This window comes from Burkholderia mayonis, from assembly GCF_001523745.2.
GTDB classification, from domain to species: Bacteria; Pseudomonadota; Gammaproteobacteria; order Burkholderiales; family Burkholderiaceae; genus Burkholderia; species Burkholderia mayonis.
Genome location: NZ_CP013386.1, coordinates 128,628 through 151,005 on the forward strand (window position 1 = coordinate 128,628; position 22,378 = coordinate 151,005).

General features: G+C 67.5%; 15 protein-coding genes and 2 pseudogenes. 11 read left to right on the forward strand and 6 right to left on the reverse strand.

What is annotated here, in order from left to right:
• Positions 1-53: 53 nt before the first annotated feature.
• The 3 genes and pseudogenes from WS70_RS00655 (at position 54) to WS70_RS00665 (ending at position 2,680) form a co-directional block, all read left to right on the forward strand.
• Complete coding sequence (locus WS70_RS00655) at positions 54-1,781, forward strand: AMP-binding protein (RefSeq protein ID WP_059597375.1); 1,728 nt, start codon at positions 54-56, stop codon at positions 1,779-1,781.
• A gap of 41 nt (positions 1,782-1,822) precedes the next feature.
• A pseudogene (locus WS70_RS33545) lies at positions 1,823-2,018 on the forward strand (hypothetical protein).
• Between the two features lie 221 nt (positions 2,019-2,239).
• On the forward strand, positions 2,240-2,680 hold the full coding sequence (locus WS70_RS00665) for a CoA-binding protein (protein WP_082716474.1): 441 nt from the start codon (positions 2,240-2,242) through the stop codon (positions 2,678-2,680).
• Between the two features lie 157 nt (positions 2,681-2,837).
• On the opposite strand, the gene WS70_RS00670 is transcribed toward WS70_RS00665, so the two are convergent.
• The gene (locus WS70_RS00670; protein WP_059473434.1) at positions 2,838-3,617 is read right to left on the reverse strand and encodes a transporter substrate-binding domain-containing protein; all 780 of its coding nucleotides are present in this window, start codon (positions 3,615-3,617) and stop codon (positions 2,838-2,840) included.
• Positions 3,618-3,756: 139 nt separating this feature from the next.
• Between WS70_RS00670 and hemE the strand changes: the two genes are divergently transcribed.
• Together hemE and WS70_RS00685 are read left to right on the forward strand one after the other, a co-directional pair.
• Positions 3,757-4,851, forward strand: coding sequence for a uroporphyrinogen decarboxylase (gene hemE / locus WS70_RS00675; protein ID WP_059597395.1), 1,095 nt, complete (start codon positions 3,757-3,759; stop codon positions 4,849-4,851).
• Positions 4,852-5,291: 440 nt separating this feature from the next.
• Positions 5,292-7,559, forward strand: a complete 2,268-nt coding sequence (locus WS70_RS00685; protein WP_059597396.1) for a primosomal protein N' — start codon at positions 5,292-5,294, stop codon at positions 7,557-7,559.
• Between the two features lie 4 nt (positions 7,560-7,563).
• Here the strand turns inward: WS70_RS00685 and WS70_RS32265 are convergent, their stop codons facing one another.
• Positions 7,564-7,734: a hypothetical protein gene (locus tag WS70_RS32265; protein WP_082716472.1), complete on the reverse strand. Its 171-nt coding sequence runs from the start codon at positions 7,732-7,734 to the stop codon at positions 7,564-7,566.
• A gap of 283 nt (positions 7,735-8,017) precedes the next feature.
• Between WS70_RS32265 and putA the strand changes: the two genes are divergently transcribed.
• Together putA and WS70_RS00710 are read left to right on the forward strand one after the other, a co-directional pair.
• Positions 8,018-11,947 carry a trifunctional transcriptional regulator/proline dehydrogenase/L-glutamate gamma-semialdehyde dehydrogenase gene (putA, locus tag WS70_RS00705; protein WP_059473433.1) on the forward strand — a complete coding sequence of 1,310 codons (3,930 nt, stop codon included), beginning with the start codon at positions 8,018-8,020 and terminating at the stop codon, positions 11,945-11,947.
• 84 nt (positions 11,948-12,031) lie between these two features.
• Positions 12,032-13,171, forward strand: a complete 1,140-nt coding sequence (locus tag WS70_RS00710; RefSeq protein WP_059597376.1) for a branched-chain amino acid ABC transporter substrate-binding protein — start codon at positions 12,032-12,034, stop codon at positions 13,169-13,171.
• Positions 13,172-13,442: 271 nt separating this feature from the next.
• Here the strand turns inward: WS70_RS00710 and WS70_RS00715 are convergent, their stop codons facing one another.
• Together WS70_RS00715 and WS70_RS00720 are read right to left on the reverse strand one after the other, a co-directional pair.
• On the reverse strand, positions 13,443-14,963 hold the full coding sequence (locus WS70_RS00715) for a class I adenylate-forming enzyme family protein (protein ID WP_059597377.1): 1,521 nt from the start codon (positions 14,961-14,963) through the stop codon (positions 13,443-13,445).
• 73 nt (positions 14,964-15,036) lie between these two features.
• Positions 15,037-16,677, reverse strand: a complete 1,641-nt coding sequence (locus WS70_RS00720; protein WP_059473430.1) for an acyl-CoA dehydrogenase family protein — start codon at positions 16,675-16,677, stop codon at positions 15,037-15,039.
• Positions 16,678-16,723: 46 nt separating this feature from the next.
• Here WS70_RS00720 and WS70_RS00725 point away from each other — a divergent pair, with 46 nt between their 5' ends.
• The 4 genes and pseudogenes from WS70_RS00725 to WS70_RS00745 all read left to right on the forward strand — a co-directional run.
• Complete coding sequence (locus WS70_RS00725) at positions 16,724-17,422, forward strand: TetR/AcrR family transcriptional regulator (RefSeq protein ID WP_059597397.1); 699 nt, start codon at positions 16,724-16,726, stop codon at positions 17,420-17,422.
• Between the two features lie 440 nt (positions 17,423-17,862).
• Positions 17,863-19,017: a pyridoxal phosphate-dependent aminotransferase gene (locus tag WS70_RS00735; protein ID WP_059473429.1), complete on the forward strand. Its 1,155-nt coding sequence runs from the start codon at positions 17,863-17,865 to the stop codon at positions 19,015-19,017.
• A gap of 54 nt (positions 19,018-19,071) precedes the next feature.
• Positions 19,072-19,866: an ABC transporter substrate-binding protein gene (locus WS70_RS00740; RefSeq protein WP_059473428.1), complete on the forward strand. Its 795-nt coding sequence runs from the start codon at positions 19,072-19,074 to the stop codon at positions 19,864-19,866.
• 20 nt (positions 19,867-19,886) lie between these two features.
• Positions 19,887-20,942: pseudogene (locus tag WS70_RS00745) on the forward strand (FAD-binding oxidoreductase); the annotation flags it as partial.
• Positions 20,943-21,193: 251 nt separating this feature from the next.
• Here the strand turns inward: WS70_RS00745 and WS70_RS00755 are convergent.
• The gene (locus WS70_RS00755; RefSeq protein WP_059597380.1) at positions 21,194-21,814 is read right to left on the reverse strand and encodes a PadR family transcriptional regulator; all 621 of its coding nucleotides are present in this window, start codon (positions 21,812-21,814) and stop codon (positions 21,194-21,196) included.
• A 100-nt stretch (positions 21,815-21,914) separates the two neighbouring features.
• Entirely contained in the window at positions 21,915-22,346 is a 432-nt protein-coding gene (gene cadR / locus WS70_RS00760) for a Cd(II)/Pb(II)-responsive transcriptional regulator (RefSeq protein WP_059473423.1), read from the reverse strand.
• Between the last annotated feature and the right edge of the window lie 32 nt (positions 22,347-22,378).

Consider the following 22,378-nt stretch of genomic DNA (forward strand, 5'->3'; position numbering starts at 1 on the left):
ACGTCCAAAACGATCAAACGTTCCCGAAACGTTCCATTGGCGGAGACACTCTCATGGCAGCAGATTCAGGCGCCGGCGCGCTGATCGCGCCGCAGGACGGGCTTTCGTACGTGCGCGGCTCGACCGAGGTCCCATTGAGCGAAGTGACGATCGGGCAGTTTCTGCTCGACACGGTCGCGCGCTTTCCCGAGCGGCCCGCGGTCGTGTTCCGCGAGCAGGGCATTCGCTGGACGTGGCAGGCGTTCGCACACGAAGTCGACGTGCTCGCGGCCGCGTTGATCGGGCTCGGCGTCGAACGGGGCGATCGGGTCGGCATCTGGTCGCCGAATCGCGCCGAATGGCTGCTCACGCAATTCGCGACCGCGCGCATCGGCGCGGTGCTCGTCAACGTCAATCCCGCCTATCGGCTCGCCGAGCTCGAATACGCGCTGAACAAGGTCGGCTGCAAGCTGCTGATCGCGGCGGAGCGTTTCAAGACGTCCGCCTATACCGAGATGATCGTCGAGCTCGCGCCCGAGCTCGCGACGCACACGAGCGGCGAGCTGCACGCAGCGCGCGTGCCGAGCCTGCGCACGGTCGTGACGATGAGCGACGTCGCGCCGGCGGGCATGCTGAGCTTCGCCGAGATGCTTGCGCGCGGCCGCGCGGCGCTCGATCCCGCACGGCTCGATGCGATCGGCGCGACGCTCGACCGCCGCGATCCGATCAACATCCAGTTCACGAGCGGCACGACGGGCAGCCCGAAGGGCGCAACGCTCACGCATCGCAACGTCGTCAACAATGCGCGCTCGATCGCGAGCGTGATGCAGCTCACCGAAGCCGACGCGATGTGCATTCCGGTGCCGCTCTATCACTGCTTCGGGATGGTGCTGTCGGTGCTCGCGTGCGTGTCGGCCGGCGCGAAGATGGTGTTTCCCGGCGCGGCGTTCGAGCCGGGCGCGACGCTCGCGGCGGTTTCCGACGAGCGCTGCACGGCGCTGCAGGGCGTGCCGACGATGTTCATCGCCGAGCTCGATCATCCCGACTTCGACCGCTTCGACCTGAGCACGCTGCGCACGGGCATCATGGCGGGCTCGCCGTGCCCGATCGAGACGATGAAGCGCGTCGTCGCGAAGATGCACATGTCCGAGGTGACGATCGCGTACGGAATGACGGAGACGAGCCCCGTGTCGTTCCAGAGCTCGACGACCGATTCGCTTGAGAAGCGCACGACGACGGTCGGCCGCATCCAACCGCATCTGGACGCGAAGATCGTCGACGCGACGGGCGCGATCGTGCCTGTCGGCGAGACGGGCGAGCTGTGCACGCGCGGCTATTCGGTGATGCTCGGCTATTGGGACGACGAGACGAGAACGCGCGAGGCGGTCGTCGACGGCTGGATGCGCACGGGCGATCTCGCGACGCTCGACGAAGAAGGCTTCTGCAACATCGTCGGACGCCTGAAGGACATGCTGATCCGAGGCGGCGAGAATGTCTATCCGCGCGAGATCGAAGAGTTCTTGTTTCGGCATCCGAAGATTCAGAGCGTACAGGTGTTCGGCGTCCCCGATTCGAAGTACGGCGAAGAGGTGTGCGCGTGGATCGTGCTGCGCGCAGGCGAGACGATGACGGAAGACGAGCTGCGCGAGTTCTGCCGCGGCCAGATCGCGCACTACAAGGTGCCGCGCTACGTGCGCATCGTCGACGAGCTGCCGATGACGGTGACGGGCAAAGTGCAGAAGTTCGTGATGCGCGAACGGATGATCGACGAACTGGGATTGAGCATGCAGAAGACGGCGTGAGGCGTCGTGCACGTTTTCGATGGACGAAAAAAAGCGGGCTGATGAGCCCGCTAAAAACCACACGCTACGGGGTTAGCGCGAGGAGACCAAAGGTGGAACGCATCGGCGTGGGCCGACGACGACTCCAACAAGGATGCCCCTGGGAAGGGATTCGGTACGAAACCGACGGGCTCGTTTGTTTGTGCTTGTGTCCGCTCACACGCTGCACACGAGACCGCATCCGTGTTGAAACCGTGAGAGGCATTTTGGGCGAATTACCCCACCGTCGCGGTAACAAAGTGTTTCAGGTTGTAACCCCCGTCGGATAAGGCTTTGCGGGATTTTTTGCTGTTTCGAAAGGGGCGAGATGTCATTTTTACCGCATCGAAAAACGGCGCCTTCGAGGTCCGCCAGGCCCCTTTTACGATGTGCTAGGCTGGACCGGTCAAGCTTTCGGGCGCCATCAAACATGCATCGAAATGACAGCGATATCGACTGACACAGTCCTGAGAAAGATTTTGAAACGCGATCGGGTGATCGCGGTAGTTGGCCTTTCGGATAAACCCTATCGACCGAGTCATGAAGTCGCTGGATACATGCAGCGGAACGGCTATCGGATCGTACCCGTCAATCCGCTGCTCGCCGGCACGAAGGTGCTCGGCGAGACCGTTCATGCGTCGCTTGCCGACGCGCGCGCGGCGCTCGCGGCCGAAGGCGCCGAGATCGGCATGGTCGACGTATTCCGCAAGTCGGCGGACGTGCCGCCTGTCGTCGATGCGGCGATCGAGATCGGCGCGCGTTCGGTCTGGCTGCAGCTCGGCGTCGTGCATGACGCCGCCGTTGCGAAGGCGCGCGCGGCGGGCCTCGACGTCGTCGTCGATCGGTGCGTGAAGATCGAGCATCGTCGGCTGATCGATTAGCGACGTCGCGCAGGCGTGGCGTTCGCAGCGCAAGCATCGCCGCGGCGCGCAACCGCGGCGCCGATACATCCGCGCACGGCGGGCGCGCCGGCGCACGACGCCGCGTGCTGCGGCGCAACGTCCGCACGCGCGCATCGCACCGCCATCCGCATCGCGTTCACTTGAGCCACTTATCCGAGATCGCCCGCACCTCGCCCGTTTCACGCGCGAGGTGCAGCCACTGATCGACGTACTGCTGGAACACGACGTCGCCGCGCGGCACCATGTACGCCTTTTCTCCGAACTGGAACGGCTTGTCCGGATGCACCGAGCACAGGCCCGGATTCAGTTTTTGCTGCAACAGCGTCTCCGACGCGTCCGTGACCATCACGTCGGCATTGCCCGCGAGGATCTGCTTGAAGATCGTGACGTTGTCCGGAAAAACGGTGATCCGCGCGTGCGTGAAGTGCTGCTTCGCAAAGCGCTCGTTCGTGCCGCCCGGATTCACGATCACGCGCGTCTGCGGCTGGTCGATCTGCGCGATCGTCTGGTAGCGCTCGACATCCGCGCAGCGCACGATCGGCGTCTTGCCGTCGGTCACGTACGGCTGCGTGAAGAACGCACGCTTTTGCCGCTCGAGCGTCGTCGAGATGCCGCCCACCGCGACGTCGCATTTCGCGACGAAATCGTTCGTGAGCGTTGGCCACGTGGTCTTCACGAACGCCGTCTTCACGCCGAGCGACTTCGCGAGCGATGCCGCCATGTCGATGTCGATTCCTTCGAATGCGCCGTCTTCGCGGCGATACGTGTACGGCTTGTAGTCGCCCGTCGTGCAGACGCGCAGCGTGCCGCGCGCTAGCACGTCGTCGAGCCGCGATGCCGGCGCGGCGGGCTGCGGCACGGTCTGCGCATGGGCGAAGCCCGCCCAGCAGGCGAGCGCGAGCAACGTCTTCTTCATCGTGTCTCCTCGATACGTGTGGCCGGTCGGAACGCCGGATCATAACGGAGCGGCGGCGAGCGTCATATGGCCGCGAACGCTGAGCGCGGCGCCGCGTCCGGTAGAATGCCCCTTTGCGTTTCGCTTCGTCGCATTCATCGTGGCCCAGACTCTCATCAACGACACCTTCCTGCGTGCGCTCTTGCGCGAGCCGACCGACTACACGCCGATTTGGCTGATGCGCCAGGCGGGCCGCTACCTGCCCGAGTACAACGCGACGCGCGCGCGCGCGGGCAGCTTCCTCGGGCTCGCGAAGCACCCCGACTACGCGACCGAAGTCACGCTGCAGCCGCTCGAGCGCTTCCCGCTCGACGCCGCGATCCTGTTCTCCGACATCCTGACGATCCCCGACGCGATGGGGCTCGGCCTCGATTTCGCAGCGGGCGAAGGGCCGAAGTTCGCGCATCCGGTGCGCACCGAGGCCGACGTTGCGAAGCTCGCGGTGCCGGACATCGGCGCGACGCTCGGCTACGTGACCGACGCGGTGCGCGAGATCCGCCGCGCGCTCACCGACGGCCGGGGCCGCCAGCGCGTGCCGCTGATCGGCTTCTCGGGCAGCCCGTGGACGCTCGCGTGCTACATGGTCGAGGGCGGCGGCTCGGACGATTTCCGCGCGGTGAAGTCGATGGCGTACGCGCGGCCCGATCTGATGCACCGGATTCTAGACGTCAACGCGCAGGCGGTGGCCGCCTATCTGAACGCGCAGATCGAAGCGGGCGCGCAGGCCGTCATGATCTTCGACACGTGGGGCGGCGCGCTCGCCGACGGCGCGTATCAGCGCTTCTCGCTCGACTATATCCGGCGCGTCGTCTCGCAGCTGAAGCGCGAGCACGACGGCGCGCGCGTGCCGTCGATCGCGTTCACGAAGGGCGGCGGGCTCTGGCTCGAGGACATCGCGGCGACGGGCGTCGACGCGGTCGGGCTCGACTGGACGGTCAACCTCGGCCGCGCGCGCGAGCGCGTGGCGGGCCGCGTCGCGCTGCAGGGCAACCTCGATCCGACGATCCTCTTCGCTCCGCCCGAGACGATCCGCGCCGAAGCGCGCGCGGTGCTCGACAGCTACGGCAACCATCCGGGGCACGTGTTCAACCTCGGCCACGGGATCTCGCAGTTCACGCCGCCCGAGCACGTCGCGGAGCTCGTCGACGAAGTGCATCGCCATAGCCGCGCGATCCGCAGCGGATCGGGATCATGATCGCAAGCGGTCCGTTGCTGCGGCGCGATGCGGCGAATTTGCGCAATCGCGACCAAACAGGGCGCAAGCGCCCGTCCAATGGCGTTCTTATGCTTGTCAAGACTTGACTTATGCACATTTTCCACGTTGCAGCGCGGTAGAGGGCTTTATCGGCGAATGGGCTGCGCTATGGCGTCGGAAATTGGATAGCAGCCTTGCGGGATAAGGCTTCGCGGCCGGGCTGTCCGATCCGGAAAAAGCAGTGGATGGCCGTAGGCAGCGCCTTTGCGGGGTCATCGAGGGCGAGTTCTCAACAAAGTTATCCACAGGATCGGCGGTCGCGCCGCGATTCTTAATGAGAATCCAAAACTTAGCGCCGAAAGTGACGTTTTACTTTAACTTCGCGGGCGTCGCGGATGTCTGGTATGCCGGGCATTCTGGCGTTCGGCGGCGCCGCACCGATGACTGACGCGTTCGTGCGCGTCGCGCTCGACCATCCGCTGCCGACGCTGTTCGATTACCGCTATCGCGCCGACGTCCCGGCCATGCCGGGGATGCTCGTGCAGGTGCCGTTCGGCCGGCGCAGCGCAGTCGGGCTCGTATGCGAAGTGACCGCTCACACGGACGTGCCCGCCGACCGGCTGAAGGCGGTCGACGCGGTGTGCGCGGAGCTGCCGTCGCTGTCGCGGCACTGGCTCGACCTCGTCGCGTTCGCGGCCGACTACTATCAGCGCGGGCTCGGCGAAGTCGCGCTGCCCGCGCTGCCGCAGGCACTGCGCGACGTGTCGCGCTGGGGACGCCTCCTTGCGCCCGAGTTGCGCTTCCGGCTGCTCGACGCCGGGCGCGCCGCGCTGCCGGACGCGCTGCCCGCGCGCGGGGCGGCGCTGCGCCGGCTCGCGCAGGCGCTCGCCGACGCGCCCGTGCTGTCGCTCGCCGAAGTTCGCGCGCTGCATCCGAAGGCCGTCGCGGTGCTCGACGAGTGGCAGGCGCAAGGCTGGGCCGCGTGCGACGAAATCGCGATCACGGACGCCGACGCACAGCTTGTGGATAACCCGGCGCCCGCCGCCGGCCGGCGCGCGGTGGCGACGCCGCCGCAACTGACCGACCAACAGGCCGAAGCGCTCGACGCGATCACGTCGGCGGACGGCTTCGCGCCGTTCCTGCTCCATGGCGTGACGGGCAGCGGCAAGACGGAGGTCTATCTGCAGACGCTCGCCGCGCTGCTCGAGCGGCGGCCCGACGCGCAGGCGCTCGTCCTCGTGCCCGAGATCAACCTGACGCCGCAGTTCGAGGCGGCTTTTCGTACGCGCTTCGCGGCGATGCTGCCCGCCGACGCGATCGTCACGCTGCATAGCGGTCTCGCCGAAGGCGAGCGCGCGCGCCACTGGATCGCCGCGCACACCGGCCGCGCGCGGATCGTGCTCGGCACGCGGCTCGCGGTGCTCGCGTCGCTGCCGTCGCTCGCGATGATCGTCGTCGACGAGGAACACGAACCGGCTTACAAGCAGCAGGAAGGGTTGCGCTATTCGGCGCGCGATCTCGCCGTCTGGCGCGCGAAGCAGCTCGCGATTCCGGTCGTGCTCGGTTCGGCGACGCCGTCGCTCGAGACCTGGTGGCAGGCGGAGCAGGGCCGCTACAAGCGGCTCACGCTGTCGAAGCGCGCGGTCGCCGACGCCGTGCTGCCGTCGGTGCGGCTCGTCGATCTGGAAGAGGAGCGGCGGCGCGGCCGCGCGTCGATGGGCGGGCTGTCGGGGCCGCTCGTCGCCGCGCTGAAGGCGCGGCTCGAGCGCGGCGAGCAGAGTCTCGTGTTCCTGAACCGGCGCGGCTACGCGCCCGCGCTCGCGTGCGACGCATGCGGCTGGGTCGCCGGCTGTCCGCGCTGCAGCGCGTATGTCGTGATGCACAAGCCCGAGCACGCGGTGCGCTGCCATCACTGCGGATGGGAGGCGCGCATTCCGCGGTCGTGCCCGGAATGCGGGAACGTCGACATCGCGCCGCTCGGCCGCGGCACGCAGCGCGTCGAGGAGACGCTCGCGCAGGCGGTGCCCGGCGCGCGGATCCTGCGCATCGACGCCGACAGCACGCGCCGCAAGGGCAGCGCGCAGGCGCTCTTCTCGGACGTGCACGCGGGTGAAGTCGACATCCTCGTCGGCACGCAGATGATCGCGAAGGGGCACGATTTCCAGCGGGTGTCGCTCGTCGGCGTGCTGAATGCCGATACCGCGCTCTTTTCGCACGATTTCCGCGCGAGCGAGCGGCTGTTTGCGCAACTGATGCAGGTGAGCGGCCGCGCAGGGCGCGCGGGGCTGCCGGGCGAGGTGCTGATCCAGACGCGCTATTCGCGCCACGCGCTGTATCACGCGCTCGCGCGGCAGGATTACGTCGGTTTTGCGAGTTCGACGCTCGGCGAGCGGCGCGACGCGCATCTGCCGCCGTTCGTCTATCAGGCGCTGCTACGCGCCGAAGGGCGCACGCTCGATGCGGCGCTCGCGTTCCTGCAGCAGGCGGCCGACGCGTTTTCGACGCTGCCGGGCGCGGACCGCGTGACGGTCTACGACGCCGTGCCGATGACGATCGTCAAGGTCGCGAACGTCCATCGGGCGCAACTGCTGATCGAGAGCGCGTCGCGCGCGGTGCTTCAGCACACGCTGCGCGCGTGGCAGCCGCTGTTGCGCGAGCTGAAGGGCGTGCTGCGCTGGAGCGTCGAAGTCGATCCGCTCGACATCTGACGCATCATTCGTGCGCTTCGCGCAGCGTGGCGAGCGGCGCGTCGCGCTCGCATGCGTCGGCGTCGTGCGCGCGCCCTAGCGCCTGGAAGAACACCGCCGACGCGCGGTGTACGAATACGATCGCGCCCGCGATCCAGGCCGCGAGCACGATGCCGATCACTACCCATCCGTCCATCTCGTTTCTCCTTCGCATCCGCGGGCAGCGGGCGCACGCAAATCAGATATCACGTCAGATCGTTGCGAAAATCGAGCCGGCAAAATTGACAGGATCAGGGAAAATACTGATCGATCAAATTGGTGCGTGCGATTCACATTTTTTGATAACGCATTGATATTAAACGGGATTTGTGAGGTGCAACCAATTGCGCAATCTGGTTGCACCTTTTTATTGGGTGTCTTACGATTTTGCGATCTTTTAAAGTCCTTGGCCGGCATCGGGCTGGCCCCAGAAGAAAATCATGGCAAGCACCACACTGGGCGTCAAAGTCGACGATCTGCTCCGTTCGCGTCTGAAGGACGCGGCGTCGCGGCTCGAGCGCACTCCTCACTGGCTGATCAAGCAGGCGATCTTCGCGTATCTCGAGCGGATCGAGCATGGTCAACTGCCGCCGGAACTGTCCGGCCACACGGGCGTCGCCGATTTGTCCGACGGCCACGCCGACGGCGATGAAGACGGCGTGCCGCACCCGTTCCTAGAATTCGCGCAGAACGTGCAGCCGCAATCCGTGCTGCGCGCGGCGATCACGGCCGCGTACCGGCGTCCGGAGCCGGAATGCGTGCCGTTCCTGATCGGCGAGGCGCGGCTGCCCGCGAGCCTCGCGTCGGACGTCCAGTCGATGGCCGCGAGTCTCGTCGAGGCGCTGCGCGAGAAGAGCTCGGGTGGCGGCGTCGAAGGACTGATCCACGAATTCTCGCTGTCGAGCCAGGAAGGCGTCGCGCTGATGTGCCTCGCCGAAGCGCTGCTGCGCATCCCCGATCGCGCGACCCGCGACGCGCTGATTCGCGACAAGATCAGCAAGGGCGACTGGCGCTCGCACGTGGGCCATGCACCGTCGCTGTTCGTCAACGCGGCGACCTGGGGCCTGATGATCACGGGCAAGCTCGTTACGACGAACAGCGAAGCGGGCCTGTCGTCGGCATTGACGCGCCTGATCGGCAAGGGCGGGGAGCCGCTGATTCGCAAGGGCGTCGACATGGCGATGCGCCTGATGGGCGAGCAGTTCGTGACGGGCGAGACGATTTCCGAAGCGCTCGCGAACAGCCGCAAGTTCGAAGCGCGCGGCTTCCGCTACTCGTACGACATGCTCGGCGAGGCGGCGTCGACCGAAGAGGACGCGCTGCGCTACTACGCGTCGTACGAGCAGGCGATCCACGCGATCGGCAAGGCAGCGGGCGGCCGCGGCATCTACGAGGGCCCGGGCATCTCGATCAAGCTGTCGGCGCTGCACGCGCGCTACTCGCGCTCGCAGCAGGAGCGCACGATGAGCGAGCTGCTGCCGCGCGTGCGCTCGCTCGCGTTGCTCGCGCGCCGCTACGACATCGGCCTGAACATCGACGCCGAGGAAGCGGACCGGCTTGAGCTGTCGCTCGATTTGCTCGAGGCGCTGTGTTTCGATTCGGAATTCGCCGGCTGGAACGGCATCGGCTTCGTCGTGCAGGCGTACCAGAAGCGCTGCCCGTTCGTGATCGACTATCTGATCGACCTCGCTCGCCGCAGCCGCCATCGCGTGATGGTGCGGCTCGTGAAGGGCGCGTACTGGGATTCCGAGATCAAGCGCGCGCAAGTGGACGGCCTCGAAGGCTATCCGGTTTACACGCGCAAGATCTACACCGACGTGTCGTACCTCGCGTGCGCGAAGAAGCTGCTCGCCGCGCCGGACGCCGTCTATCCGCAGTTCGCGACGCACAACGCGTATACGCTCTCCGCGATCTATCACCTCGCGGGCCAGAACTACTACCCCGGCCAGTACGAATTCCAGTGCCTGCACGGAATGGGCGAGCCGCTCTATGAAGAAGTCACCGGCCGCGACAAGCTGAACCGCCCGTGCCGCGTGTACGCGCCCGTCGGCACGCACGAGACGCTGCTCGCGTACCTCGTGCGCCGCCTGCTCGAGAATGGCGCGAACACGTCGTTCGTGAACCGGATCGCCGACAAGTCGGTATCGGTGAAGGCGCTCGTCGCCGACCCGGTCGAGGAAGCCGAGCAGGTCGCGCCGCTTGGCGCGCCGCACGCGAAGATCCCGCTGCCGCGCGAGCTGTACGGCGCGCCGCGCCTCAATTCGATGGGCCTCGATCTGTCGAACGAGCATCGGCTCGCGTCGCTGTCGTCGGCGTTGCTCGCGAGCGCGCATCATCCGTGGCGCGCCGCGCCGATGCTCGCCGACGACGCGCTCGTGAACGCCCCCGCGCGCGACGTGCGCAATCCGGCCGACCTGCGCGACGTCGTCGGCACGGTCAGCGAGGCGACGCCCGAGCAGGTGAGCGCGGCGCTCGCGCACGCCGTCGCGGCCGCGCCGATCTGGCAGGCGACGCCCGTGGACGCGCGCGCCGACTGCCTCGCGCGCGCGGCCGACCTGCTCGAAGCGCAGATGCACACGCTGATGGGCCTGATCGTGCGCGAGGCGGGCAAGTCGCTGCCGAACGCGATCGCCGAAATCCGCGAGGCGGTCGATTTCCTGCGCTACTACTCGGCGCAGATCCGCGACGAGTTCTCGAACGACACGCACCGTCCGCTCGGCCCCGTCGTCTGCATCAGCCCGTGGAACTTCCCGCTCGCGATCTTCATGGGCCAGGTGGCCGCCGCGCTCGCGGCCGGCAACACGGTGCTCGCGAAGCCGGCCGAGCAGACGCCGCTCATCGCCGCGCAGGCGGTGCGCCTGCTGCGCGACGCCGGCGTGCCGGCTGGCGCGGTGCAGCTCCTGCCCGGCAACGGCGAGACGGTCGGCGCGGCGCTCGTCGCCGATCCCCGCACGCGCGCGGTGATGTTCACCGGCTCGACCGAAGTCGCGCGCCTCATCAACAAGACGCTGTCGTCGCGCCTCGATCCGGACGGCAAGCCGATTCCGCTGATCGCCGAAACGGGCGGCCAGAACGCGATGATCGTCGATTCGTCGGCGCTCGCCGAGCAGGTCGTCGCCGACGTGCTGCAATCGTCGTTCGACTCGGCCGGTCAGCGCTGCTCCGCGCTGCGCGTGCTGTGCCTGCAGGACGACGTCGCCGATCGCACGCTGACGATGCTGAAGGGCGCGATGCGCGAGCTCGCGCTCGGCAATCCGGATCGCCTGTCGACGGACGTCGGCCCAGTAATCGACGCCGACGCGAAGCGCACGATCGACACGCACGTCGCCGCGATGACGGACAAGGGCCATGCGGTCACGCAGCTGACGATGCCGGAAGCGTGCGCGCAAGGCACCTTCGTGCCGCCGACGATCGTCGAGATCAACAGCGTCGACGAGCTGAAGCGCGAAGTGTTCGGCCCGGTGCTGCACGTCGTCCGCTATCGCCGAAGCGCGCTCGACAAGCTGCTCGAGCAGATCCGCTCGACGGGCTACGGCCTCACGCTCGGCATCCACACGCGGATCGACGAGACGATCGCGCACGTGATCGGCCGCGCGCACGTCGGCAACATCTACGTGAACCGCAACGTGATCGGCGCGGTGGTCGGCGTGCAGCCGTTCGGCGGCGAAGGGCTGTCGGGCACGGGGCCGAAGGCAGGCGGCGCGCTCTACCTGCAGCGCCTCCTCGCGACGCGCCCGGCCGGTCTGCCGAAGTCGCTCGAGGCGTCGCTCGTCGTCGATGCGCCGCAGGACGGCGAGTCGCGCGATAATCCCTCCGCCGCGCTGACTGCGCTGCGCGACTGGCTGATCGAGCAGCGCGAGCCGGCGCTCGCCGCGCGCTGCGACGGCTATCTGTCGCACGTGCTGGCCGGTGCGACGGCGGTGCTCGCAGGGCCGACGGGCGAACGCAATACGTATACACTCGGCGCGCGCGGCACGGTGCTGTGCATCGCGGCGACGCCAAGCGGCGCGCGCGCGCAGTTCGCCGCCGTGCTCGCGACCGGCAACCGCGCGCTCTTCGCGGGCGCGGCGGGCGAGGCGCTCGCGGCGGCGTTGCCGGCATCGCTGAAGTCGCATGCGAGCGTGCGCAAGCAGGCGGACGCGGCGTTCGATGCGGTGCTGTTCGAAGGCGACAGCGACGAGCTGCTCGCGCTCGTGAAGGAGGTCGCGCAGCGTCCGGGGCCGATCGTATCGGTGCAGGGCGTCGCGGCGGGCGCGTTCGAGAACGGCGACGACGAAGACTACGCGCTCGAGCGGCTCCTGACGGAGCGCTCGGTGAGCGTGAATACCGCGGCGGCGGGCGGCAATGCGAATTTGATGACGATTGGCTGAGCAATCCTTGCCCTTCGCCTCAAGAAACGGAAGCGGCAAGGCGAACCCGAAGTCGCTCCATTTACCCTGGTACTAGGAGAAGATATGCAACACACGATGAAAAAGCTGGCAGGCGCGACGTTCGTCGCGGTCATGTCGCTCGCGGGGACGGCGCACGCGGATGACGTCAAGATCGGCTTCGCTGCGCCGATGACGGGCGCGCAGGCTCACTACGGCAAGGATATGCAGAACGGCATCGTGCTCGCGATCGAGGACTTCAATGCGACGAAGCCCGTGATCGGCGGCAAGCCGGTGAAGTTCGTGCTCGACACGCAGGACGATCAGGCCGACCCGCGCACCGGCACGACGGTCGCGCAGAAGCTCGTCGACGACGGCATTAAGGGCATGCTCGGCCACTTCAACTCGGGCACGACGATCCCGGCTTCGCGCATCTACGCGAACGCGGGTATCCCGCAGATCGCGATGGCGACCGCGCCGGAATATACGCAGCAAGGCTACAAGACGACCTTCCGGATGATGACGTCCGACACGCAGCAGGGCTCGGTCGCGGGCACGTTCGCGGTGAAGGATCTCGGCATGAAGAAGATCGCGATCGTCGACGATCGCACGGCGTACGGCCAGGGTCTCGCCGATCAGTTCGAGAAGGCGGCGAAGGCGGCGGGCGCGACGATCGTCGACCGTGAATTCACGAACGACAAGGCAGTCGACTTCAAGGCGATCCTGACGAAGCTGAAGGCGTCGAAGCCGGATCTCGTCTACTACGGCGGCGCGGATTCGCAGGCCGCGCCGATGGCCAAGCAGATGAAGTCGCTCGGCGTCGCGGCGCCGCTGATGGGCGGCGAGATGGTGCACACGCCGACTTTCCTGAAGATCGCGGGCGACGCGGCCGAAGGCTCGATCGCTTCGCTCGCCGGCCTGCCGCTCGGCGAAATGCCCGGCGGCAAGACGTACGCGGACAAGTACAAGAAGCGCTTCGGCGAAGACGTGCAGACGTACTCGCCGTACGCGTACGACGGCGCGATGGCGATGTTCAACGCGATGAAGAAGGCGAACTCGACCGATCCGGCGAAGTATCTGCCGTTGCTGTCGAAGACCGACATGGCGGGCGTCACGTCGACGCACATCGCGTACGACACGAAGGGTGACCTGCGCAACGGCGGCATCACGATCTACAAGGTCGAGAAGGGCGAGTGGAAGCCGCTCAAGAGCATCGGCGGCAAGTAAGCGTCGCGCGTGGCGCGGGCGTCGCGTAACGGCGTCCGTTTCGCGCTTCGATATCGACGGGCCCCGGATCTGCGCAAGCAGGTTCGGGGCTTTGTTTTGTCGACGGATGCCCGGCGGCGCGTCGCACGGGGCGATGCTTGCGATTGAGTTGGCATCGGCATCGGCATCGGCGCGCAGTGCGCGGTGCGCGGTGTGCCGAGCCAGTGAGTCACGGCGTTCGAGCGTCGTGAGGTTCGGATGCCGAAGGGTCGCCGTCGCCGCCGCCGCCGCATTACGCGCCGCTGGCGCGCAGCAAGTGCTTCTGCAGCTTGCCCGTCGGCGTGCGCGGCAGACGCTCGGCGAACACGTATTCGCGCGGGATCTTGTACGCGGCGAGCCGCTTCGCGCAGAACGCGCGCAGCGCGTCGGCATCGACCGCACCATCCGCGCCGCTCGCCGTGCGCAGCACGACGTGCGCGATCACGGTCTCACCCCATTCCGGATGCGCACGGCCGATCACCGCGGCTTCCGCGACGGCCGGATGCGCGGTCAGCACGTCCTCGACCTCCTTCGAATAGACGTTCTCGCCACCTGTCACGATCATGTCCTTGATCCGGTCGACGACGAACAGATAGCCGTCGTCGTCGACGCGCGCGACGTCGCCGCTCCGATACCAGCCGCCGTCCGCGAACGCCGCGCGCGTCGCGTCGGGATCGTCGAGATAGCCGAGCATCATGCTGTCCGCGCGCAACCGGATTTCGCCGATCTCGCCCGGCCGTGCGTCGTCGCCCGACGCGGTCACGACCCGCACGTCGACGCCAGGCGTGCCCTGCCGGCCGATCGAGCCCGTCTTGACGGTCTGCTCGAATGGATGGAGCACCGTGCCGGCCGGGCCCGTCTCGGTCATCCCGTACACCTGATAGAACGCCTCGCTGCGGTACGCGCGCATCAGCCGGCGCGCAATGTCCGCGCCGATCGGCCCGCCGCCGTACAGCCATGCGCGCACGCTGGTGAGATCGAACGACGCGAAGTCGGCGATCGCATCGAGCGGCAGCGTGTACGACACCGGCGCGCCGAAATACAGCGTCGCCTGCTCGGCCTCGACCGTCTGCAGAAAGTGCAGCGGATGATAGTCGCGCATCAGCACGACGGTGCCGCCTACATATAGCGTCCCGCCGAACCAGTTGTTGAGCGGCGACGCGTGCCAGATCGGCATCGCCATCAGCGTGCGCTCGCGCTCGGTCATCGACAGCGCGAGCGCGCTCGTCATGGCGGCGAGCGCGACTGTCCGATGGCTGTGCAGGCAGCCCTTCGGGCGTCCCGTCGTGCCCGACGTGTAGAGAATCTCGGCGAGCGCCGCGTCGTCGGGCGTGCCGGACGCGATGCCGCCCGCGTCGGCGGCGAGACGGTCGAACGACGCGGCGCTGCTCGCATCGCCTTCGGTCACGAGGCGATGCGCGTCGTGGTCGACTTTCGCGAGCACGGGCGCGAGCGCGGCGTCGAACAGCACGGCGCGGCTCGCGCTGTGGCCGAGGATGGCGTCGACTTCCGGCGCCTGCAGCTTGTGGTTGATCGGCACGACGACCGCACCGATGCGCCACGCGCCGAGCAGCAGATCGAAGAACGCCGGCGTGTTGAAGCACATCGCGGCGACGCGATCGCCCGGCGCGACGCCGAGCGCGGCGAGCACCTCGGCCGCGCGCCGCGAGCGGCGATCCATCTGTGAATACGTGGTCGTCGCGCCGTCGTAGCGCAGGAACGGCTTGTCGGGCGTCGCGCGCGCGGCGCGGTCGAGAGCGGCAATCAGGTTCATCGCTTCGGATTCCTTGCTTGCGGCGGACGTGGCGCGGAAAAGCGCGGCGCGCGAGCGGCGGCGCCGCGCGCGGTTATGCGGCGTACGCGCGTTGCAGCAGCGCGGCGACGTCGACGCGGCGCGAATCGAGCGCGCCCGTCACGCGGCCCCACACCGGTTCGCCGAAGCGCGTCGCGATGAAGCCGTCGCTGACGGCGGCGGGCGCCGCGTCGAGCAGCAGGCACGCTTGCGCGACGAGCGCGATGTGCTGCGCGAGCACGCGGCCGAGCGCTTCGAGCGCATCGGGCGGCGTGCCGAGCAGCGTGCGCAGCGCGTCGAGCGCCGCACGAATCCGCGCATCGCGGCCGCCGAGCGCGTGCAGTTCGTCGACGAGCGCGTGCGCCGCGTCCGGCTCGCGCGAGATCGCGCGCATCACATCGAGACACATCACGTTGCCGGAGCCTTCCCAGATCGAATTGACGGGCGCCTCGCGGAACAGTCGCGCGATCGGGCCGTCGTCGACATAGCCGTTGCCGCCGAACACTTCCATCACTTCGCCCGCCGCCTCGACCGCTCGCTTGCAGACCCAGAATTTCGCGGCCGGCGTGACGATGCGCGTCCACGCCGGCTCGCCGCGCTCAAACGCCTGCGCGAGCCGAATCGCAAGCGCGAGCGCCGCTTCGCTCTCGAGCGCGAGATCGGCGAGCACCGCGCGCATCAGCGGCTGCTCAGCGAGCGCGCGGCCGAACGCGTGACGCTGCCGCGTATACGCGATCGCCTGCACGAGCCCCTGGCGCAGGATCGCCGCGCTGCCGAGCACGCAGTTCAGGCGCGTGTAGGTCGCCATTTCGATGATCGTCGGAATGCCGCGGCCTTCTTCGCCGAGCATCACGCCCCACGCGTCGTCGAGCTCGACCTCGCTGCTCGAGTTGCTGCGATTGCCGACTTTGTTCTTCAGCCGCTGGACGAGCACCGCGTTCTTCGTGCCGTCCGGCCGCCAGCGCGGCACGTAGAAGCACGACGTGCCGCCCGACTCGGTGCGCGCGACGACGAGGTGCGCGTCGCACATCGGCGCGGAGAAGAACCACTTGTGACCCCGCAGCAGATAGTCGCCGCCGCGGCCGCCCGCGCCGACGGGCGCTGCGACCGTCGTGTTCGCGCGCACGTCCGAGCCGCCCTGCTTTTCGGTCATCCCCATGCCGAGCGTGATCGACCGCTTCGCGTCGATCGGCACGTCGCGCGGATCATGGACGTTGCTGTAGAGCTTGTCTTTCAGTTGTGCCCACAGCGCGGGCTCCTTCTGCAAAACTGGGATGCTCGCCTGCGTCATCGTCGCCGGGCACAGCGTGCCCGCCTCGATCTGGCCGTGCAGATAGAAGCCCGCCGCGTTCGCCGCCCAGCGGCCTGCGCGCGCGTCGCGGAACGCGAGCGAGATCAGGCCCTGTTCACGATAGAGGCCGAGGAGCGCGTGCCAGCTCGGATGGAAATCGATGCGGTCGATCCGGCGGCCGCGGCGGTCGAACGCATTCAGCTCGGGGACATGGCGATTCGCGTCTTCGGCCTGCTGCGCGGTGTCGCGCGCGCCGAGCCGCGCGCCGTACGCGTCGAGCTGCGGCGCGGCCCACGACGCGCCCGCGCGTTCGAGCGCTTCGCCGAGCGCAGGGTCGGTCGCGAAGAGGTTATAGTCGATCAATTCGTCGAACTGGTTGCTCACCGCGTGGGTCGACCAGGCCATGATGGACGTCTCCGTGTCGTTGTTCGGCTCGATCAGGTTAGCAAAGATGACTTCGCGACATGTTCAGGTTTCCGCGCATCCCGACAAGACGATCGCGCAGCCGCAGCCGGCCTTGCGCCGCCGTCCGCGGCAGCGGCGCGCGCACGCGAGCTCGGAGGCGCTGCAGCAGGCGTTTGTTCGGGTTTGGCTCGAGCGCGGCTACGCGAAGGCGACGATTCGCGAGATCGCCGCGGTTGCGGGCGTGAGCGTCGGCACGTTCTACGAGTATTTCGGCGACAAGGAGAGCCTCGCGGCGCTCACGATCCACCACTACGTGAAGGCGCTCGCGGCGCGGATGCGCGGCGTCGTCGATGTACGGCGCGGCGCGGGTTGCAGGGCGATCGCGGCCGCGCTCGTCGACGCGCAGGTCGATGTGATCGAGCAGGACGCGCGCGTATGGGCCGCGATCTTTACGCTCGAGCGCAAGGTCTCGCCGATCGACGCGTATCGCCGGCATTACGACGACTACGTCGCGCTGTGGCGCGACGCGCTCGCGGGAGCGGGCGATGCGCCGGCGAATGTGCGGCTCGACGTGGCGGCGCGTGTCGCGCATGCGTTGTGCTACGGGTGGGTGTCGCAATCGCTGCTGACGCAGGGTGCGGCCGTCGATGTCGTGCAGTTGCGCGGCGAACTGCATCGGGCTGTGGACGCGTATCTCGCGGCGGGGGCGGATGTCGGTGTCGGCGGCGGCGCGGTTTCTGGTTGAGCCGGGCCGGATGTCTCGCCGCCGATGTTGCGAATGCCGACGGGCGCTGCCGTGCGGTCGCAGCGCTTTTCTCGTCGATGTCGATGAGCTTCCCGCAGGCTTCGTATGCGTCGAACTGGTGATCGGCAGACCCGTCAGGCTGCGAACCGCTGAACCGCTGAACCGCTGAACCGCTGAGTCAGCCGTCTGGATAGGCCCCATGACAGCGGCCACGCGTCACCGGCATCGATCACGCGACGCCTTCCACCAACGCTCCAGCCTGCATCGAACAACATAGCCTCCGCCGTCCCGCGTCGCCCGCTCTCCCGCGTTATGAGTTTTCGTCATGCCTGCCATGACGAACTTTCGATTGCCGCGAGAAATTGGCTCAGGCCAAATCCGCGTCGTTGACCCATGCGTCGGAGATGACCGGCGCGCCATTCCAGGAGAAAGGAAGACCCATGCAGAGCGCCGCCGCGCCCCGTTCGAAGCTGCCCGACGTCGGCACGACGATCTTCACGGTCATCGGCCAGCTCGCCGTCGAACATCGGGCGCTGAATCTGTCGCAGGGCGCGCCGAACTTCGCGCCCGATCCGGCGCTCGTCGAGCGCGTCGCCTGCGCGATGCGCGATGGGCACAACCAGTACGCGCCGATGGCGGGCGTCGCCGCGCTGCGCGAGGCGCTCGCCGTCAAGACCGAGCGCCTGTACGGCGGACGCTACGATCCGGAATCCGAAATAACCGTCGTCGCGAGCGCAAGCGAAGGGCTCTACGCGACGATCAGCGCGCTCGTGCATCCGGGCGACGAGGTGATCTACTTCGAGCCGTCGTTTGACAGCTACGCGCCGATCGTCCGCCTGCAGGGTGCGACGCCCGTCGCGATCAAGCTGTCGGCAGAGGGCTTTCGCGTGAACTGGGACGAAGTGGCCGCCAACATCACGCCGCGCACGCGGATGCTGATCCTCAACACGCCGCACAACCCGACCGCGACGATCTTCGGCGACGCCGACATCGCGCGCCTCGCGCAACTCACGGCGGACACCGACATCGTGGTGCTGTCCGACGAGGTGTATGAGCACGTCGTGTTCGACGGCGCGCGCCATCACAGCATGGCGCGCCATCGCGTGCTCGCGGAGCGCAGCGTGATCGTGTCGTCGTTCGGCAAGTCGTATCACGTGACGGGCTGGCGCGTCGGCTACTGCCTCGCGCCGGCCGAGCTCACGCGCGAGCTGCGCAAGGTCCATCAATTCATGACGTTCGCGGCGGACACGCCGATGCAGCACGCGTTCGCCGAAGCGCTCGCCGAGCCGTCGAGCTATCTCGAGCTCGGTGCGTTCTACGAGCGCAAGCGCGATCTGCTCGTGCGTGAGCTTTCCGGCTCGCGTTTCGAGCTGCTGTCGAGCGAGGGCTCGTTCTTCATGCTCGCGCGCTTTCGGCATTTTTCCGACGAATCCGACGCCGATTTCGTGCTGCGCGCGATCCGCGACGCGCGTGTCGCGACGATTCCGTTATCCGCGTTCTATGCGGACGGCACGAACACCGGCTGCATCCGCCTCAGTTTTTCGAAGGACGACGCGACGCTGATCGAAGGCGCGCGGCGTCTGCGCAGCCTCTGACGCGTGCATCGCGCCGATGACCGGACACGACCCCGACCTCAAGGAGAATCATCGATGAAACGACTGCAAATCTGCCTGGCGCTCGCATGCGCATTGGGCGTCGTCACGGGCTCGGGCGCGGCGCGCGCCGAGGCTTCGCAAACGCTGCGCTTCGGTCTCGAAGCGCAATATCCGCCGTTCGAATCGAAGGCGGCGAACGGCGAGCTGCAAGGCTTCGACATCGACGTCGGCAACGCCGTCTGCAAAGAGGCGAAGCTCGCGTGCAAGTGGGTCGAGACGTCGTTCGACGGGCTGATTCCCGCGCTGCAGGGGCGCAAGTTCGACGCGATCAATTCGGCGATGAACGCGACCGACCAGCGACGTCAGGCGATCGACTTCACGACGGTGATCTACCGCGTGCCGACGCAACTGATCGCACGCGCGGACAGCGGCCTCGTGCCGACGCCGGAATCGTTGAAGGGCAAGCGGGTCGGCGTGCTGCAGGGCTCGATCCAGGAAGCGTACGCGAATGCGCACTGGGTGGGCGCGGGCGTGCGGGTCGTCGCGTATCAGGACCAGAACCAGGCATACGCGGATCTCACGGCAGGCCGCCTCGACGGCACGCTCGTGCTCGCGCCCGCGGGCCAGCGCGGATTCCTGTCGCGGCCGGATGCGAAGGGTTTCGCATTCGTCGGGCAGCCGGTGCGCGACGACAAGATTCTGGGAAGTGGCATCGCGTTCGGGCTGCGCAAGGGCGACGATGCGCTGAAGGCGCGCCTGGACGCCGTGATCGACAAGCTGAAGGCGGACGGCACCGTGAAGACGCTAGGCCGGAAGTACTTCGGCGACATCGACGTCTCGACGAAGTGAAGGATGTGGTGCGATGAGCGCGCGCGGGCACGACGCTGCAAGCTGTGCAGGACGCGACGGAAGCGGCCGACTTCGCGTTCGGCGTCGATCTCGGCGCGCGCGGCTCGTGCCAGATCGGCGGCATGCTCGCGACCAACGCGGGCGGCACGCGCGCGATCCGCTTCGGGAAGATGCGCGAGCAGACGCTCGGCATCGAAGCGGTGCTCGCGGACGGGACGGTCGTCACGTCGCTGAACCGGATGCTGAAGAACAACGCCGGCTATGACGTGAAGCAGCTCTTCATCGGCAGCGAAGGCACGCTCGGCGTCATCACGCGCGCGGTGCTGCGGCTGCATCCGCCGCTCGCGGCGCCTGCGACGGCGCTATGCCGCGTGCGCGACTATGACACGCTCGTGCGGTTCTGGCGCGACGTGCGCGCGACACTGCCGTGCGTCGTCAGCTTCGAGGCGATGTGGCTGGCGTTCTATCGCTACGTCGTCGCGTATACGCCGGGCGTCACGCCGCCGTTCGATGCGGACGACGATTTCGTCGTCCGCATCGAATGCGCGGCGAGCGATCCGCGCATCGATGCGCGCGACACGCTCGAGCAGCGTCTCGGCGCGTGCTTCGATGCAGGGCTCGTGAGCGATGCGGCGCTTGCCGCGTCGGAGCGGCAGACGCGCGACATGTGGACGCTGCGCGAAGGACTCGCGATCGACGCGCTGCCGCATCTGCTCAATTTCGACGTGAGCTAGCCCGTCGCCGAACTCGGCGTGTTCGCCGAGCGCTGCGATACCGCGCTGCGTGCGCGCTGGCCGCATGCGGTGTGTCTGTGCTTTGGGCATGTCGGCGACGGCAACGTGCACATCGGCGTGTCGCTCGCCGATCTGCCCGCGCATGGCGCGGACGGCGTCGAGCACGTCGTCTACGAAATCGTGCGGACGATGGGCGGGTCGATCTCGGCCGAGCACGGGATCGGCGTGCTCAAGCGGCCATATCTCGGGTACTCGCGGAGCGCTGCCGAGATCGGCGTGATGTGGGCGATGAAAAGCGCGCTCGATCCACTCGGGATCCTGAATCCCGGGAAGATGCTGTAGTCGCGGCTGGATGGGGTGAGGTGCGGTGTGCGAGCGGTTTCCGCTGGAGGCGGTGCGTCGTCGTTTCTGCTCGTGCCCTGGACGTTGTTGCGGACGACGCGAATCTGCGTAGCATCGTTGCCGTTGCCGTTGCCGTTGCCGTTGCCGTTGCCGTTGCAGCACGCAGCACGCAGCACGCCCGGCAATGAAGCCGGCACTGTCGGTCAGAGAAAGAAGCGACGGCTCGACTCTCGCGATGGCGCTTCGCCCATTCATTCCGAATCTGGCGAATCGGCCTGCGCGAATCGCGCGGCGACCTCGCGCAGCCAAGCCTCGCTCCAGGTGAGCGCGCCAACCTTCAGATGCTCGACGATGCTGCGTACCCAATCGAGCTCGGCTTCGAGCGTCACCCGCATCAGTTCGCCGTCGAGCAGAAAGAGCCGCGGGATCTGCATCGCGAGCGCGGCGTCGTGCGTTTCGTCGAGACGGGCGAGCTCGGCTTCGAGTGCGGCGGCACGCGCTTCGAGCTGGCGGCGCGCGTCGTCGGCGGACAGTAGCGGCAGCACCGACAGCGCGGCCGGAAACGACGGAAATTCGCGCGCCGGTCGCGCGAGCTGCTCACGCAGCCACATGCGGGCGGTGTCGCGGCCAGCATCGGTGATTTCGTAGACCGTGCGCTCGGGAAACGCGCCGTCGCGTTCGGTCTCGCGTACGGCGATCAGCGCGTCGCGCTGCAGGCGCTCGATCGTCTGGTAGAGGCTGTTGCGCTGCCTGACGTTGACGATCTCGTCCTTACCCCGCAGCTTCACGAGTTGCTGGATTCGGTACGCATGCATCGGCGCTTCGGTGAGCATCGCGAGCACGACGAGTGCAAGTGGAGAATATCGAGCCATAACATGAGTAGTTAATTAATTTCTAGTTATATTATGACTAGATATAAATGAACGCAAGCGCCGCAACGCCCGCCGCTCGGACATCGGCGGACACCGCATGTCAGCCGACGTGCGAGCGCTTGCCCGGCATGTCCGGCGTTTCCATCGTCGCGAGCCCGTGCACGATCCCGCAGTCCTCGACCGCATGCTCGCCCTGGCACCGCTCGCGCAATTCGATCAGCTGCGCGCGCAACTGCTCGAGTTCTGCGAGGCGAGTGTTGACGTGGCCGATGTGCGCGTCGAGCAGCGCGTTGACGGAATCGCAGCGGTCCGCTGGATCGTCGGTGAAGCGCAGCAGCGCGCGGATCTCGTCGTGCGTCATGTCGAGCGCGCGGCAATTGCGGATAAAGCGCAGCCGCTCGACGTGCGCGCCGGTGTAGTTGCGGTAGTTGCAGCCGGTCCGTTCCGCGTCGGGCATCAGCCCCTCTTTTTCATAGAAACGAATCGTCTCGGGCGTGCACCGGGCCGCTTTCGCAAGTTCGCCGATTTTCATTCGAATCTCCTTACAAAAAGGGTTGACCTTGT